16 protein-coding genes are annotated in these 15,791 nt (G+C 63.4%); 14 read left to right on the top strand and 2 right to left on the bottom strand.

All coding sequences use genetic code 11. The features are described from left to right. The first annotated feature begins 48 nt into the window (after positions 1 to 48). From AC5RU9_RS12355 to AC5RU9_RS12320, 8 genes are all read left to right on the top strand, one after another. The gene (locus tag AC5RU9_RS12355) at positions 49 to 384 is read left to right on the top strand and encodes a hypothetical protein (protein WP_494016683.1); all 336 of its coding nucleotides are present in this window, start codon (positions 49 to 51) and stop codon (positions 382 to 384) included. A gap of 39 nt (positions 385 to 423) precedes the next feature. After that, a complete protein-coding gene (locus tag AC5RU9_RS12350; protein WP_494016682.1) occupies positions 424 to 1,284 on the top strand; it encodes a carbon-nitrogen hydrolase family protein in 861 nt (286 codons plus the stop codon). 58 nt (positions 1,285 to 1,342) lie between these two features. Beyond that, on the top strand, positions 1,343 to 2,275 hold the full coding sequence (dapA, locus tag AC5RU9_RS12345) for a 4-hydroxy-tetrahydrodipicolinate synthase (RefSeq protein WP_211711849.1): 933 nt from the start codon (positions 1,343 to 1,345) through the stop codon (positions 2,273 to 2,275). 6 nt (positions 2,276 to 2,281) lie between these two features. Then, positions 2,282 to 3,973: a ribonuclease J gene (locus AC5RU9_RS12340; RefSeq protein ID WP_494016681.1), complete on the top strand. Its 1,692-nt coding sequence runs from the start codon at positions 2,282 to 2,284 to the stop codon at positions 3,971 to 3,973. Between the two features lie 81 nt (positions 3,974 to 4,054). After that, positions 4,055 to 6,919: an FtsK/SpoIIIE family DNA translocase gene (locus tag AC5RU9_RS12335; RefSeq protein ID WP_494016680.1), complete on the top strand. Its 2,865-nt coding sequence runs from the start codon at positions 4,055 to 4,057 to the stop codon at positions 6,917 to 6,919. Between the two features lie 39 nt (positions 6,920 to 6,958). Then, the gene (gene pgsA / locus AC5RU9_RS12330) at positions 6,959 to 7,561 is read left to right on the top strand and encodes a CDP-diacylglycerol--glycerol-3-phosphate 3-phosphatidyltransferase (protein ID WP_211711852.1); all 603 of its coding nucleotides are present in this window, start codon (positions 6,959 to 6,961) and stop codon (positions 7,559 to 7,561) included. Then, on the top strand, positions 7,558 to 8,064 hold the full coding sequence (locus AC5RU9_RS12325) for a CinA family protein (protein ID WP_494016679.1): 507 nt from the start codon (positions 7,558 to 7,560) through the stop codon (positions 8,062 to 8,064). Before pgsA ends, AC5RU9_RS12325 begins: the two co-directional genes overlap by 4 nt. A 137-nt stretch (positions 8,065 to 8,201) precedes the next feature. Further along, positions 8,202 to 8,636, top strand: a complete 435-nt coding sequence (locus AC5RU9_RS12320; RefSeq protein WP_211711854.1) for a helix-turn-helix domain-containing protein — start codon at positions 8,202 to 8,204, stop codon at positions 8,634 to 8,636. A 129-nt stretch (positions 8,637 to 8,765) separates the two neighbouring features. Here the strand turns inward: AC5RU9_RS12320 and AC5RU9_RS12315 are convergent, their stop codons facing one another. After that, positions 8,766 to 9,311, bottom strand: a complete 546-nt coding sequence (locus AC5RU9_RS12315) for a MarR family winged helix-turn-helix transcriptional regulator (protein WP_494016678.1) — start codon at positions 9,309 to 9,311, stop codon at positions 8,766 to 8,768. A gap of 41 nt (positions 9,312 to 9,352) precedes the next feature. Between AC5RU9_RS12315 and AC5RU9_RS12310 the strand changes: the two genes are divergently transcribed. The 6 genes from AC5RU9_RS12310 to dapF all read left to right on the top strand — a co-directional run bounded on the left by AC5RU9_RS12310 (position 9,353) and on the right by dapF (position 14,867). Then, the gene (locus tag AC5RU9_RS12310; protein ID WP_211711856.1) at positions 9,353 to 9,577 is read left to right on the top strand and encodes a DUF3046 domain-containing protein; all 225 of its coding nucleotides are present in this window, start codon (positions 9,353 to 9,355) and stop codon (positions 9,575 to 9,577) included. A gap of 245 nt (positions 9,578 to 9,822) precedes the next feature. Beyond that, the gene (recA, locus tag AC5RU9_RS12305) at positions 9,823 to 10,863 is read left to right on the top strand and encodes a recombinase RecA (RefSeq protein WP_211711857.1); all 1,041 of its coding nucleotides are present in this window, start codon (positions 9,823 to 9,825) and stop codon (positions 10,861 to 10,863) included. A 58-nt stretch (positions 10,864 to 10,921) separates the two neighbouring features. Next, the gene (locus AC5RU9_RS12300) at positions 10,922 to 11,395 is read left to right on the top strand and encodes a regulatory protein RecX (protein ID WP_397334684.1); all 474 of its coding nucleotides are present in this window, start codon (positions 10,922 to 10,924) and stop codon (positions 11,393 to 11,395) included. Further along, entirely contained in the window at positions 11,395 to 12,924 is a 1,530-nt protein-coding gene (gene miaB, locus AC5RU9_RS12295; RefSeq protein ID WP_494016677.1) for a tRNA (N6-isopentenyl adenosine(37)-C2)-methylthiotransferase MiaB, read from the top strand. Before AC5RU9_RS12300 ends, miaB begins: the two co-directional genes overlap by 1 nt. Positions 12,925 to 12,940: 16 nt before the next feature. Then, positions 12,941 to 13,852 carry a tRNA (adenosine(37)-N6)-dimethylallyltransferase MiaA gene (miaA, locus tag AC5RU9_RS12290; RefSeq protein ID WP_494016676.1) on the top strand — a complete coding sequence of 304 codons (912 nt, stop codon included), beginning with the start codon at positions 12,941 to 12,943 and terminating at the stop codon, positions 13,850 to 13,852. Between the two features lie 46 nt (positions 13,853 to 13,898). Beyond that, positions 13,899 to 14,867: a diaminopimelate epimerase gene (dapF, locus tag AC5RU9_RS12285; RefSeq protein ID WP_211711861.1), complete on the top strand. Its 969-nt coding sequence runs from the start codon at positions 13,899 to 13,901 to the stop codon at positions 14,865 to 14,867. On the opposite strand, the gene AC5RU9_RS12280 is transcribed toward dapF, so the two are convergent. Further along, the gene (locus tag AC5RU9_RS12280; protein WP_494016675.1) at positions 14,848 to 15,462 is read right to left on the bottom strand and encodes a class I SAM-dependent methyltransferase; all 615 of its coding nucleotides are present in this window, start codon (positions 15,460 to 15,462) and stop codon (positions 14,848 to 14,850) included. The genes dapF and AC5RU9_RS12280 overlap by 20 nt on opposite strands. Between the last annotated feature and the right edge of the window lie 329 nt (positions 15,463 to 15,791).

Genomic DNA, 15,791 nt, shown 5'->3' with positions numbered 1-15,791 from the left:
TGCGGGGCGCTCCTTGTCTTCGAATATATGTTCGAATAGCATTGCGTCATGAACGATGTTCCAAAGCCGCCGAACCCCCTCTGTGGACCCATGAAAGCAATGAGTCCTGGTGTGGTCGACTTCCTCTTCAGGCAACTTGTAACCGGCGCACCCCCGGAGGACACCCAGTGGCGGAGCGAGGGTACCGTGCTGTCCGAGCAGGTACCGGGAGCTGAACTCGCCCGCAGGCTGGCGGATACCGACCTTGATTCGCTCACGCCGATCGAACTCTTCGAGTACGTGCGCGCCTCCCAGCGGCTGGTGGCGTGGGCGGAGCAACTCAAGGAGCGGGCCGTGGCGCAGTACTGTTCGGAGCAGCCGGCCCGGACGCCCGGATCCGCCTGACGTTGTTGGTTCCGCCGTGCGCCGGAATAGGATGGCCGGGTGACCCAACCGCACCCGCAATCACAATCCTTGTTGACCATGCCGCGACCCTCCGGGCCTGCGCCGGTGTCAGCAACACTGCTGGCCGCCGTCGTTCAGTACGAAGCGCTGGGAGCCGGCAGTGGGGGAGCGGCTGTCGCCAGGAACGTCGCCGCCCACGTGGAGCTTGTGGAAAAGGCCCACGCTGACGGCGCACGGCTGGTGTTGTTTCCAGAGCTCTCCTTGACGGGGTATGAGCTGGGCTCATTCAACACCCCGGAGCAGGAAAGCCAACCTTCCGCCTGGTTGACGGACGGCGATCCAAGGCTCCAGCCTCTTCGGGATGCCTGTGCCCGCACCCGGACCACAGCGGTGATCGGTGCAGGCTGGCGGGAAGCTGACGGCACTCCCCGGTTGGCATCACTCATCGTCGGCCCGGATGGCTCCCTGCGACCGGCCTTCAAGACCCATCTTCATGGCGAAGAGCGTGAGCTGTTCGTCGCTGGGAAGGGCCCCGAAATCCTGGTGGTGGACGGATGGCGCGTGGCTCTTGCCGTATGCGCCGACGCCGCCCAGCCGTCCCACGCCGCGGCTGCCGCAGAGTCAGGGGCCGACGTCTATGCTGTTTCAGCCCTGTACGTGTCCGGCGAGGAATTGCGCCTCGGACTGCACCTGGGTTCCCGGTCCATGGACCACCGGATGTTCGGGCTCCTGGCCAACCTTGGCGGAAAGACCCCGCTGGGCGCCTCCTGCGGCCTCAGCGGTGGGTGGGGTCCGGAAGGTGCAGCTTTGGCCAAGGCAGCCGGCACGGGAACCGAAACTGTCATGGTGAACCTGGTCCGATCCAGCCTGGATGGATACAGGTCCGGCCGCGGTGCATGAGGGCCATCACGCGGAACGCATTCTTGTAACAAGCCTTTGACAGGGTAACGTTTTTCTTATGTCTGACTTGCGCGCCCACACTCCCGCCCTTGGTACCCTGCTGACCGCCATGGTCACCCCGTTCACCGAGGACGGCAAGGTTGACTACGACCAAGCCGCAGCGTTGGCAGAGAAGCTCGTCCAGGACGGTTGCGACGGCCTCGTCGTCACCGGTACCACCGGCGAGACCTCCACCCTCACAGACGATGAAAACCTTGGCATGTTCCGTGCCGTCAAAGAAGCCGTCGGTGGCAAGGCAGCCATCATTGCAGGGACCGGCACCAACGACACCGCCCACTCCGTGCACCTTTCACAGCGTGCCGCAGAGGTAGGCGTTGACGGCCTGCTGATCGTCACCCCGTACTACAACAAGCCCAGCCAGGCGGGCGTCCGCGCCCACTTCGAGACGATTGCCTCCTCCACGGACCTGCCCGTCATGCTCTATGACATCCCGGGCCGCTCCTCCATCGCGATCGCCCCCGAGACCATGATCGGCCTGGCCAAGCACCAGAACATCGTGGCCGTCAAGGACGCCAAGGCCGATTTTGCTGCCGCGACGCGCGTCATGGCAGAAACAGACCTGGTCTTCTACTCGGGCGACGACGGACTAACCCTTCAGTGGATGGCGCTGGGCGCCGTCGGGCTGGTGGGTGTCACCACGCATGTGGCCACGCGCCGCTTCCGCGAGCTGATCGACGCCGTCAACGCCAACGACCTCGCCACGGCAAGGGCCATCAATTTTGAACTGGAACCCGTGGTTCGTGGAACCATGACGCGGGTCCAAGGCGCAGTAGCCGCCAAGCAGATTCTCAAGTGGCAGGGAGTCCTGCCCAACTCGGTTGTCCGTTTGCCCCTCGTGGAGCCGGACGCGGCCGAGATCGAAATCATCCGCGGGGATTTGGCGGAAGCCGGAATGGACTTCGACGTCCAGGACGGTTCCGCCGGAAAGTAGCAAAATATGACCCAAACCGCCCTTCCCGGACTGGTTACTCCGCCTAAACTGCCCAATGGCACGCTGCGGATTGTTCCGCTCGGTGGACTGGGAGAGATCGGCCGTAACATGGCCGTCTTCGAAATCGACGGCAAGCTGCTGGTCGTTGACTGCGGCGTGCTCTTCCCCGAGGAGACCCAGCCCGGCGTTGATCTGATCCTGCCCGATTTCTCCTACATTGAGGACCGGCTCCAGGACGTCGTGGGTGTCGTACTGACCCACGGTCACGAGGACCACATTGGTGCCGTTCCCTACCTGCTGCGCCTCAAAGCCGACATCCCGCTGATCGGTTCCCAGCTCACGCTTGCCCTGGTGGAAGCAAAGCTCCAGGAACACCGCATCAAGCCATACACCCTCACGGTCACCGAGGGCCAGGTGGAGCAGTTCGGTCCGTTCGAGTGTGAGTTCGTGGCCGTCAACCACTCCATCCCGGATGCCCTTGCAGTCTTCATCCGAACCGAGGGCGGCAACGTCCTCCACACCGGTGACTTCAAGATGGACCAGTTGCCGCTGGACGGCCGCATCACCGACCTCAGGCACTTCGCGCGCCTGGGCGAAGAAGGCGTGGATCTGTTCATGGCAGATTCCACCAACGCGGACGTCCCGGGGTTCACTACGGCTGAGAAGGAAATCGGCCCTACCCTTGACCGGCTGTTCGGCCAGGCCAAGAAGCGCATCATCGTGGCTTCCTTCTCCTCGCATGTCCACCGCGTGCAGCAGGTTCTCGACGCTGCGGCCAAGCATGGCCGCAAGGTGGCGTTCGTTGGCCGGTCCATGGTCCGCAACATGGCCATCGCCGCGAAGCTTGGGTACCTTGATGTGCCGGACAACATTCTGGTTGACATCAAGAACATCGATAACATGCCCGATGACCGCGTGGTCCTGATGTCCACAGGTTCACAGGGTGAGCCGATGGCGGCACTTTCCCGCATGGCCAACGGTGATCACCGCGTGATCGTCGGCAAGGGTGACACCGTTATTCTGGCGTCGAGCCTCATCCCGGGCAACGAGAACGCCGTTTTCCGCATCATCAACGGCCTCCTTAAGCTCGGAGCCGATGTCATCCACAAGGGCACCGCAAAAGTCCACGTCTCGGGGCATGCCGCCGCCGGCGAACTGCTGTACTGCTACAACATCCTCGAGCCGCTCAATGCCATGCCGGTGCACGGCGAGACCCGGCACTTGATCGCCAACGGCAACATTGCCCTGGAATCCGGTGTGCCCTCCGAGGGCATCATCCTGAGCGACAACGGAACGGTCATCGACCTCAGGGACCACAAGGCGAACATCGTCGGCCAGGTGGAGGTCGGGTTCGTCTACGTGGATGGCTCCAGCGTCGGTGAAATCACCGATGCCGACTTGAAGGACCGCCGCATCCTGGGCGATGAGGGGTTCATTTCCATCATCACGGTCATCAACCGCACCACGGGCAAGATTGTCTCAGGTCCGGAAATCCATGCCCGCGGCGTGGCCGAGGACGACTCGGTCTTCGACGAGATCATTCCCAAGATCAATGCCGCCCTGGAAGAGGCCGTGCTGAACCACGCGGACCACACCACCCACCAGCTGCAACAGGTGGTGCGGAGGATTATTGGCACGTGGGTCAACCGCAAGCTTCGCCGCCGGCCCATGATCATCCCGGTGGTCCTGGAAGCGTAAGCTTCGCCAGCCAGCAACATGCATGCCCAAGGGGGCCTGAAATCCGCGGATTTCAGGCCCCCTTGGGGTAGCGTGGCACTTATGGCGACCCGTACTACCTCCACGCCACGAGGCAGCTCCAGCAGTAAATCCGGCGGCACAGGCCGAGGCGCGGCTGCCCCCAAAAGCAGTGCAACGGCGGCCAAAAGCGGCCGGGGCAGCACTGCGCGCACCAAGCAAGCTGCCGCCGTCGAGCCCCAGGCTCCGCTCCCATTGCGCCTCCTGGCAGGAGCGTGGCAGGGCATCGGGCACGTGGTCGGTGCCGGCGTCCGGCGTATCGGCCATGACGTCAGCGACCTCGAACCCGAGGACCGTCGGGACGGTGCCGCGTTGTTCAACCTGGTGTTGGGCGTGGCGATTGCCACTTTCGCGTGGTGGGGCCTCACCGGTTGGCTGCCTGACATCGTCTACAGCGTGGTCAACGGGACGTTCGGCTGGATGTCCCTGATCCTGCCGTTCATGCTGTTCATCTGCGCTTTCCGCCTGTTCCGCAAGCCGCAGGATGGCCGCGGCAACAACCGCGTAGGCATCGGCTTCATGATCATGACCCTTGCAGGATCGGCGCTGGCCCACGTCATCGGCGGCCTGCCCACTGTGGGGGACGGCTTCGATGGCCTGCGCAAGGCGGGCGGGATGCTCGGCTTCCTGGCGGCCGCACCTTTCGCGGCAATCCACGTGGCTATCCCCGTGATTCTCTACAGCCTGCTGGCGTTCGTGTCGCTGCTGATCGTCACAGCGACGCCCTTTGGTGCCATCCCGACCCGGGTCCGCGGGGCCTACAACCACCTCATGGGCGTCGACCTCATGGATGGCTCCGGCAAGGACGACCACGACCGCAGCTACTTGTACGAGAATGAGGCGCCCAAGCCCCGGAAGAAGAAGCGCATGCGCCTCTTCGGCAAGGACGAGGAGAACGACGCCGGCCTGGAAGGTTACGTCGGGGACGAGGCCTTCGAGCACGCCATAGTGGACGACGACGAAACTCCCCGTCCGTCAGAACCGCGCGTACCGCCGGGCGTACGCCGCCCTACCCAGGCCGAGATCGCCGTCGGGAAAATCAAGGCCGCCCAAGGACTGGCGGGGGCAACGCCGGGCATCGAGAACCCCACCGAAGCCATTCCCGTCCTGACTCCGGAAATGACTGCGCCTGCACCCGCGATCGCCCAGGTACCGGCGAAACCGGCAGGAGCGCCGCTTCCCCAAACACCTATTCCGCAGCGCACGGAGCAGTTGTCCTTGGCAGGCGATGTCACTTATACGCTGCCGGCTTCGGACTACCTGACGCCGGGTTCCATCCCGAAGGAGCGCACGGAAGCCAACGATGCCGTCGTCGCTGCGCTGACCGATACCCTCACGCAGTTCAATGTTGACGCGGCGGTCACAGGCTTCAGCCGTGGTCCGACCGTGACGCGCTATGAAATCGAGCTCTCGCCGGGAACCAAGGTGGAGCGGGTAACCGCCCTGTCGAAGAACATTTCCTATGCCGTTGCGTCCAGTGACGTGCGGATCCTGAGCCCGATTCCCGGCAAGTCAGCCATCGGCATCGAAATTCCCAACACGGACCGCGAAACGGTCTCCTTGGGCGATGTGCTGCGAAGCCAGAACGCACGGCGCACGGACCACCCCATGGTCATGGGCGTCGGCAAGGACGTCGAGGGCGGCTACGTGGTGGCGAACCTGGCCAAGATGCCGCACTTGCTCGTAGCGGGTGCCACCGGTGCCGGTAAGTCCAGCTTCGTGAACTCGATGATCACCTCCATCCTCATGCGAGCCACGCCGGACGAAGTGCGCATGGTCATGGTTGACCCCAAGCGCGTTGAACTCACGGCCTATGAAGGCGTCCCGCACCTCATCACGCCCATCATCACCAACCCCAAGAAGGCCGCGGAGGCCCTGCAGTGGGTGGTCCGTGAGATGGACGCACGCTACGACGACCTCGCCAACTACGGCTACAAGCACATTGACGACTTCAATAAGGCTGTGCGGGCCGGCAAGGTGGTACCCCCGGTCGACTCCAAGAGGGTCATCAAGCCGTACCCGTACCTGTTGGTGATCGTCGATGAGCTCGCCGACCTCATGATGGTGGCCCCACGTGATGTTGAAGACTCGATTGTCCGGATCACCCAGCTGGCCCGTGCCGCCGGTATCCACCTTGTATTGGCCACGCAGCGGCCGTCGGTGGATGTCGTCACGGGCCTGATCAAGGCGAACGTCCCATCCCGCATGGCGTTCGCTACGTCCTCCGTGACAGACTCCCGCGTGGTCCTGGACCAGCCGGGCGCCGAGAAGCTCATCGGCCAAGGTGACGCGCTGTTCCTGCCGATGGGTGCTTCCAAGGCGATGCGTGTCCAGGGTGCCTGGGTGACCGAATCCGAGATCCACAAGGTAGTGGAGCACGTCAAGGGTCAGTTGCAAGCCGTCTACCGTGACGACGTTGCTGCCGAGGCGCCGAAGAAGCAGATCGACGACGACATCGGAGACGACCTCGACGTACTGCTGCAGGCCACCGAGCTCGTGGTGACGACGCAGTTCGGTTCGACCTCCATGCTGCAGCGCAAGCTTCGGGTGGGCTTCGCCAAGGCCGGTCGCCTCATGGACCTCCTGGAGTCCCGCGGCGTGGTGGGCCCTTCCGAGGGTTCGAAGGCACGCGATGTCCTGGTCAAGCCCGACGACCTCGCCGCCGTCCTGGCAGCCATGAAGGGCCAGGAGTCGCCGGCCGCGCCCGACGCACACACCGCGGCCCTGAGCGACAACGCGAACTCAAACATCGCCGTCGGCGGTTATGCCGAAGACCTGGTACAGGCGGACCTGGACAACCGGACGCAGGCCATTGAGTACTACGACGGCGCTGACGGTCCCGATGACGACGAAGGCGGCGAAGACGCCTGGTCCCTCACCGGACGGTAACGCCCCGGGCGCCGGTGCCAAAGACGGTAGCCTAGAGGGGTGACTACAGCCGAGGGTGATAACGCGACTTCCAGCAGTTCCGACATCTGGAACCTGCCCAACATCCTCACGATGCTTCGCATCGTTTTGGTGCCGTTCTTCGTCTGGTTCCTTGTGGCGGACGACGGCGACTATGGGATCTGGCGTTGGGCCGCAGTGGTTGCTTTCGGGGTGGCCATCTACACAGACAAGCTCGACGGCGACATCGCCAGGGCACGGGGCCTCATCACCAACTTCGGCAAGATTGCCGATCCCATAGCCGACAAGCTCCTCATCGGTTCCGCGCTGGTTCTGCTGTCCATCCTGGGCGAACTGCCCTGGTGGGTCACCATCCTGATCCTTGTCCGGGAGTGGGGCATCACCGCCCTCCGATTCGTCGTGATCCGGTACGGAGTCATGCCGGCTTCCCGGGGCGGCAAACTCAAGACAGTCATCCAGACCGTAGCCATTTTCCTGTACATCCTGCCTCTGAAGGCGATCGCGCCGTGGCTGGGAGACGTTGCTTTCTGGGTCATGATGCTGGCACTTGCCATCACGCTGTGGACCGGCGTGGAATACGTCATCCAGGCCATGAGGCTTCGGGCAGCCGGACGCCGCGCGTGAGTACGCCCGCCCCCGGCAGCGCCCAGGCCGCGACGACGGTAGTTGCGTTGGCGATCGAACGGCACCTGACGGTGGCCACGGCGGAGTCGCTCACGGCCGGTTTGGTAGCTGCCACCCTGGCAAATACCCCCGGAGCGTCCGGGATGCTCCAAGGCGGTGTGGTGGCCTACCAGAACTCAGTCAAAGCAGACGTCCTGGGGGTACCGGCCGACTTGCTTGCTGCCGTCGGATCCGTTGACGGGGGAGTCGCCGGAGCAATGGCCGACGGCGCGCGGCGGGCTTGCGGATCCGACGTCGGGATCTCTACCACTGGAGTAGCCGGGCCGGAGCCCCATGACGGCAAAGCAGTGGGAACGGTCTTCATTGGCGTGGCTACGCCAGCGGCGGTTTCCTCATTCGAGTACCGGTTTTCGGGGGACCGGCAAGCCATCCGCGAGCAGGCCTGCGAGGCCGCGATGGCGCGTCTCCTTGCCGCGTTGAGTGACGTTGGTTACCGTTCGTAAAGTAGCCGGGAACAAAAACTGATTGCCAATAGTTGTGTCATTGTGTCGCTTCGGAAGAGCCGGGGCGCCTAGGATGTAGAAACCAACCCGGTCCGCCAGCCAGCGAACCGGATGAACGAGGGAGCAAGGCGATACAGATGGTAAAGCAGCCCGTATCCGTGAACGGCGTTGTCCGCTGGAAGGATGTGGGCTTGGCTGATCAGACACAGAGCGAACAGAAGGAGCGCAAAATGGTTGTACTACGCCACGAGATCGGTGATGTACTGCGCGATGTCCGCCAGCGTCAGGGCCGTACCCTCCGCGAGGTTTCGCACAGCGCCCGTGTTTCACTCGGTTACTTGAGTGAAGTTGAACGCGGCCAGAAGGAGGCTTCCTCCGAGCTCCTGTCTTCAATCTGCACAGCCCTGGATGTTCCGTTGTCCCACATGCTCCGCGAAGTCAGCGACCGCGTAGCCGTTGCTGAAGGCGTGTCCGTGCCGGACACCGTTCCGCAGGAATTTTCGCAGCGCTACGGTCGCGACCTGGACCTCACGGACGACTTCCCGCAGGGAATGCTCTCCGGAGCCCGGTAACCGTTACGCAGGAATTAAAGGAAGGGTCCCCAGCCATCGGCTGGGGACCCTTCTTTGGTGTGGGCACCGGGTTCCTTAAGGGGAGTGCGGTGGTACGCGCTGGTGGGTCCTAGTGCGCCCTGGTGGGTACTAGGCTGGGTCGGCCGGGCTCGTTTCCTTCAGGGTGACATCCTTCAGTACCCCATCGCCGTAGATGGCGTTGAGCCTGCCCATGTAGTCGGCGAGCGTCTGGACGTCCTCCAGGGGCCATTCACCGAGCCGTTCACGGAACACTTGCCTGCGGGCGTCCTGGACCTGGTGCATCTTCTCCTCGCCCTTGTCCGTCAGTCGGATGGACTGCGCGCGACCGTCCTGCGGATCCGCTTCCTTGTAAACGAGGCCGATACTTTCCAGGAAAGCGATCTGCCGGCTGACCGACGGCTTGCCCACGCCGATGCAGGTAGCGAGCTCTGTGAGCCGAATGGGGCCTTCCCTGCGGATGACGGTGAGGAGCCCGTACGCGGCCGGCTCCATGTCCGGATGGACCTGCCGCGACAATTGGTGGGAGATCGAACGGGCGCGGCGCCAGAGCAGGCTCAGCTGGTGTTCCACCTGCTGGAGGGCGTCGTCCACGGCGTCGTCCACGGTGTCGCCTAGCGGGACCGTATCGGGCGCGCTCTGGAGAGGATTGCTCATGGCAACCATTCTAGAGTCCGGCGGCATGAGAGACTCTATCCGTGAGGGCAAGTGACTTTTGGCGATTGATGGACGACGAATTCGGGGCAGGTTACTCCCGGGTCCTGGCCAACTCCCTGGTGCTCGCCGGTGTCGGTGGACGCACCGCGGTGGAGGCCCTCGCGGCCGGCTACCAGCCCCGCGACGTCTGGCTTGCCATGTGCGAAGTCCAGGACGTTCCCCTCGAGCGCAGGCTGGGCAGGGACATTAAGCCGGCTTCAAGCTGAGTGCTTTGAGGTGTCGGCAGCGTGACACGCCGAACCGTTGTTCGAATATCTGTTCGGATGGGGATATGCTCCTGAAAGAGGAAAATTGATCCTGAAAGACGCATCCACGGCATCCTGCAGTCCCGTTTATCCACATAGCCGGGGTCGGCCGGTAAAAATGTCCGGGCACCGTAATAGCGTCAGTCATGACAGGAAAGCGGCCCTTCGGGCCACTCCACAGCGAGAAAGCATCAGAGGTGTGAACCATGGCGGCAGCCCCGGATCGTGAGAAGGCGCTCGAAGCAGCGCTTGCCCAGATCGACAAGCAGTTCGGCAAAGGCTCTATCATGCGCCTGGGTGACGACACCCGTGCGCCCATCGAGGTCATTCCTACCGGTTCCATTGCCTTGGACGTGGCCCTGGGAATTGGCGGCCTGCCCCGCGGGCGTGTCGTTGAGATCTATGGCCCGGAATCCTCGGGTAAGACCACCGTTGCCCTCCACGCCGTAGCCAACGCGCAACGCGCCGGCGGCATTGCGGCCTTCATCGACGCCGAACACGCGCTTGATCCTGACTACGCCGCAAAACTCGGCGTCGACACGGACGCCCTGCTGGTCTCGCAGCCGGATACCGGTGAACAGGCCCTGGAAATCATGGACATGCTGGTCGGCTCCGGCTCGCTCGACATCGTCGTCATCGACTCCGTTGCTGCTTTGGTTCCGCGCGCCGAAATTGAGGGCGAAATGGGCGACTCCCACGTGGGTCTCCAAGCCCGCCTCATGAGCCAGGCCCTGCGTAAGATCACAGGCCGCTTGAGCCAGACCAAGACCACCGCCATTTTCATCAACCAGCTCCGTGAAAAGATCGGTGTCTTCTTCGGCTCCCCGGAAACCACCACCGGTGGTAAGGCCCTGAAGTTCTACGCTTCCGTGCGTATCGATGTCCGGCGTATCCAGACCCTGAAGGAAGGTGCGGATTCCGTAGGTAACCGCACCAAGGCAAAGATCGTCAAGAACAAGATGGCACCGCCGTTCAAGATCGCCGAGTTCGACATCATCTACGGTCAGGGCATCTCCCGCGAGGGCGGCATCATCGACATGGGTGTCGAACACGGCATCATCAAGAAGTCCGGCTCGTGGTTCACCTATGACGGGGACCAGCTTGGCCAGGGCATGGAGAACTCCCGACGATTCCTGCGGGACAACCCTGAACTGGCGCAGGAGCTGGAGCGCCTGATCAAGGAAAAGCTCGGCGTGGGTGTCAAGCCGGAGGAAGACTCCCCGAAGCTGAAGGCCGTTGACGGTTAGGAGAGGGCCGGACCCGGACTCCTCCGTTGCGGCTGATCCCGAACCAGATCCTGAATCCGTGGCGCGTGCCATCGTCCTGAGGCAATTGACGATGGCGCCGCGGAGCCGGCTGCAGCTGTCCCGGAAGCTCGCCGAGCGCAACGTTCCTGAGGATGTGGCGGAGGCAGTCCTGGATCGGTTCGAAGAGGTTCAGCTGATCGACGACGCGGAGTTCGCCCGGATGTGGGTCCGCAGCCGATCGCAAAGCAAGAAGCTGGCCAAGGGTGCACTTCGTCGTGAACTTTCGGACAAAGGCATTGAGCTGGAGGACGCAGAGGAAGCACTGTCCCAGCTGAGCGATCAGGATGAGGAACTGGCAGCCCGTGAGCTCGTTCAACGCAAGCTCCGGCCTGGCATGGACCTGGCCGATCGCGCGGAACGGGACAAGTACACACGCCGCCTGGCCTCGATGCTCGCACGCAAGGGCTACGCGCCTTCCCTGGCTTTCAGGATCGTCGGTGAGGTGCTGGCAGAAGCCGGTACCCTTGAGTAGTGAGTTTGACCATTCCTTCCCCAACAGCTTCCGCCACTCCTTCTGCCATGCCACGGACATACCAGGTCCGGACTTTTGGCTGCCAGATGAACGTCCACGATTCCGAGCGGATGGCAGGGCTCCTCGAAGACGCGGGCTATGTACCAGCGGACGGTGACATAGCCGACGTCGTGGTTTTCAACACCTGCGCTGTGCGGGAAAACGCGGATAACAAGCTTTACGGCAACCTGGGCCAGCTGCGGCAGGTCAAGGAAGCGCACCCGGGGATGCAGATCGCCGTTGGTGGTTGCCTGGCCCAGAAGGACCGCGAAACCATCGTCAAGAAGGCGCCATGGGTGGACGCTGTCTTCGGCACCCACAACGTTGGTGCCCTTCCGGCACTGCTGAACCGTGCTCGTCATAACAATGAGGCACAGCTCGAGATCCTCGAATCGTTGGATGTGTTCCCTTCGACGCTCCCCACCAAGAGGGACTCGGTGTACTCCGGCTGGGTGTCCATCTCCGTCGGTTGCAACAACACCTGCACGTTCTGCATCGTTCCCTCACTCCGAGGCAAGGAAAAGGACCGCCGTCCCGGCGAGATCCTCGCCGAGATCCAGGCACTGGTGGACGATGGCGCAGTTGAAGTGACGTTGCTTGGGCAGAATGTGAACTCGTACGGGGTGGAGTTCGGCGACCGGCAGGCGTTCTCCAAACTGCTCAGGGCCTGCGGCGACATTGAAGGGCTGGAGCGCGTCCGTTTCACCAGCCCCCACCCCGCTGCTTTCACCGACGACGTCATTGACGCCATGGCTGAGACACCTAACGTCATGCCGCAGCTGCACATGCCGCTGCAATCCGGCTCGGACAAGGTCCTCAAGGACATGCGCCGTTCCTATCGTTCCAGCAAATTCCTCGGAATCCTGGACAAGGTCAGGGAGCGCATCCCGAACGCCGCGATCACCACCGACATCATCGTTGGCTTCCCCGGCGAAACGGAAGAAGACTTCCAGGCGACGCTGGATGTCGTGGAAAAGTCACGCTTTTCGTCGGCGTTCACCTTCCAGTACTCCAAGCGCCCCGGTACACCTGCTGCCGATTTGCCGGACCAGCTCCCCAAGGCGGTTGTCCAGGAGCGGTTCGAACGCCTCACCGCCCTCCAGGACCGCATTGCGGCAGAAGAGAACGCAAGCCAACTCGGCCGTCAGGTCGAAATTCTGGTGACGGCCCAGTCCGGTCGCAAAGCCGGGGAAACGCATCGTTTGTCGGGTCGTTCCAAGGATCAGCGGCTGGTCCACTTCTCTGTCCCAGCGGGTGCTGAAACCCCGCGTCCCGGTGACTTCGTCACTGTGACTATCACCGAAGCCGCGGCCTTCCACCTCGTGGCGGACCCAGCCACCGCGGGAGACTACCTTCTGCGCCGGTCCCGTGCGGGCGATGCCTGGGACAGGGCACAGGCAGATTCCTGCGGCGTCCCGGCACCCGGGGCAGCTCCCGGCAAGGGCGGCGTATCGCTGGGCATGCCCACGCTGCCCGTGCGCCGCTCCTAGCGCCGGGCAACGCGACGTGTCCACCTCCAGCGCTGAACCGCACCCTCCCGTCATCGCCGTCGTTGGCCCCACCGGCTCCGGCAAATCGGATCTCGGGGTCAATCTTGCGTTGGCCTTGGACGGTGAAGTGATCAACGCAGATGCCCTGCAGTTCTATCGGGGCATGGACATCGGAACGGCCAAGATCACTGTGGAAGAACGCAAAGGCGTTCCCCATCACCTTCTTGACACCATGGATGTCACCGAGGAGGCCAGCGTTGCGGACTTCCAGGCGGAGTGCCGCGCTGCCATCCAGGAGATCCATTCCCGGGGCAAACGCGCCATCCTCGTGGGCGGTTCCGGACTCTACGTCCGGGCGGCGCTGGACGTCCTGGAATTCCCAGGGACCGATCCACTGGTTCGGAAGGAACTCGAGCAGGAATGCGAAACCCACGGGTTGGCGCCGCTGCGGACCAGGCTGGAAGAAGTTGATCCCGTTTCTGCGGCCCGGCTGGGCGATGCCCGACGCGTGATCCGCGCACTTGAGGTCCACCAGATAACCGGCCGGCCTTTCAGCTCCTTCATGCCCCAACGCGAGTACTTCCGGCCTGCCATCCAAATCGGCCTCTCAGTGGACCGGGAGGTCCTCCGGGAACGGCTCGCCCAAAGGGTGCATCGAATGGTTGAATCCGGGCTGCAGGAAGAAGTTGCACGCCTCGACGCCGCCGGGCTGCGGAAGGGCAAGACGGCTTCCCGGGCACTGGGGTACGCACAGTTCCTGAAAGTGCTCGACGGCGAGGCTGATGTCGCCGCTGCCGCTGAAGAGACCATCGTCGCTACGCGGCAGTTCGCCAGGCGCCAGCTGACCTGGTTCCGCGCGGATCCGCGGATCACCTGGTTGGACTGGCAGGACCCCCAGCTCGTAGCCAAGGCGGCAGCTGCGGCCTGACTCCCGCAATTTCGGGCCGACGAGCCGTGGCAGGTAGCCTAGACCCATGGATGAAACCGCTTCCCTTTCCGCCCAGCAGCCAGCAGCTGCCGGCGCCGCTGTGACCGCCCCCAGCCTGTCCGGGCTGGCGTTTTCCAAGGGCCACGGAACGGGTAATGACTTCGTCCTTATCGCTGACCCGGGCGACGCCCACGAGATCACTCCGGAACAGGTTGCCCAGCTATGCGACCGGCACCTTGGTGTCGGGGGAGATGGCCTCATCCGTGCGGTGCCCTCACGGTTCCTTCCCGAGGGCCGCGCCATGCTAGAGCAGGACCCGGCCGCAGAGTGGTTCATGGACTACCGCAACGGCGACGGTTCCCTGTCAGAGATGTGCGGCAACGGGGTGCGTGTCTTCGTTCATTTCCTCATCGCCGAAAAACTGGTGGAACTGGGCCCAGGCGAGACCCTGACCATTGGCACCCGTGGCGGCGTCAAGAAGGTGGTGCGCACTGCCACGGGTTACGCCGTGGACATGGGGCCCTGGGAGTTCATTTTCCCGCGGGAAGCAACCAGCAAAGCCATGGATGCGCTGGTCAGCGCCGACGGCCTTGAAGTCGCCCGGCCGGGCCTGTCCGTCAGCATGGGAAATCCGCACACAGTGGTAGCCCTGGCGGAGCTCAGCGAGCTGGCGGCCACGCAACTGTTCAAGCCTCCGGTGGTGGATCCCAAGCCTGCCAACGGAACCAACGTAGAATTCGTCGTTCCCGCCGAGCCCCTGGTTGAAGACGGCGTGGGAACCATCACCATGCGCGTCCACGAACGTGGCGTGGGGGAGACCCAGTCGTGCGGCACGGGCGCCTGCGCCGCAGCTGTGGCCATTCGTCACTGGGCAGGAAGCACGGCACCGAACGATTGGCATGTCAACGTACCGGGCGGCGTCGTCGGGGTGAAGTTCTTCCCAGGCGCCGGCGGCCGCGAGCACGTAGAGCTCAGCGGCCCCGCCGTGATCGTAGCTACTGGGACGCTTTCCTGACCCTGATGACCCTGAAGGACTTGGACGTGCTCTCGCGGGAAACTGTGAAGGTGCCGTCCAGCTCGTTGGCAAGCCAGCGTTGGAGCGAGTCCGACCCCAGGTTCTTCTGGACCACCAGCCAGGCGTTTCCGCCTGGTGCGAGGCGCGGGAGCCACGTCAAAAGCAGCGAGTGAAGTTCTTCTTTGCCGATGCGAATCGGCGGATTCGACCATATGGTGTCGAACTCGACGGCAGGATCCACCTGGTCGGGAAGGCTGGCAGTGACGTTGCCGAGACCCAGCGCCGCAGCATTCTCGTTGGTCAACGTCACGCATCGCTCATTCACGTCCACGGCGTAAACACGTGCATGCGGGGCCTTCAAGCCGAGGGTCAGGGCTATGGGACCCCATCCGCAGCCGATATCCAGCAGGTTGCCTTGCGGTGACGGCGGCGGAACCTCGGAAAAGAGGATCGCCGTGCCCTTGTCCACGCCGTCGGGGCTGAAGATGCCAGAGGAGGTCTGCAGTTGGCGTGTAGCGCCGGCGAGCTCCACCGTGAGGGGTTTGCGGGTGAAGGGTCCAGCTGGCTGGGCAGTGAAATAGTGTGCAGACTCCATAATTTGCCAGATTAGTGGGCTGACGGCGTCATGGGAAACTGCCGCATCCCACAGGTGGGTTGACACTGGCTGCTAATGTGGAAGTCATGTTCCTGATCTTCGAGTAATCTGCCGAAACCCGGTACCGCCCGCGACGCAGGCCAGCTTGGCTCCGAGCCAACCGCATGGCCTTTCCGCCCGGCAGGTCCCACATGGCAATGTCAGTCCACTGCATGACGCAGTCGACCGGCGCTCCGAAGATCACACCACCCGTTACTCTCCGCCACCGCTGACGCCGGCTGGCCAGAAGAACGGATGTCCCTTTCCTTGGTTGCCCTGGACCTTCCTGC

The sequence above is a fragment of the Arthrobacter sp. B0316-5-4 genome (assembly GCF_059090325.1).
This window is presented reverse-complemented; position numbering and strand designations above follow the sequence as displayed.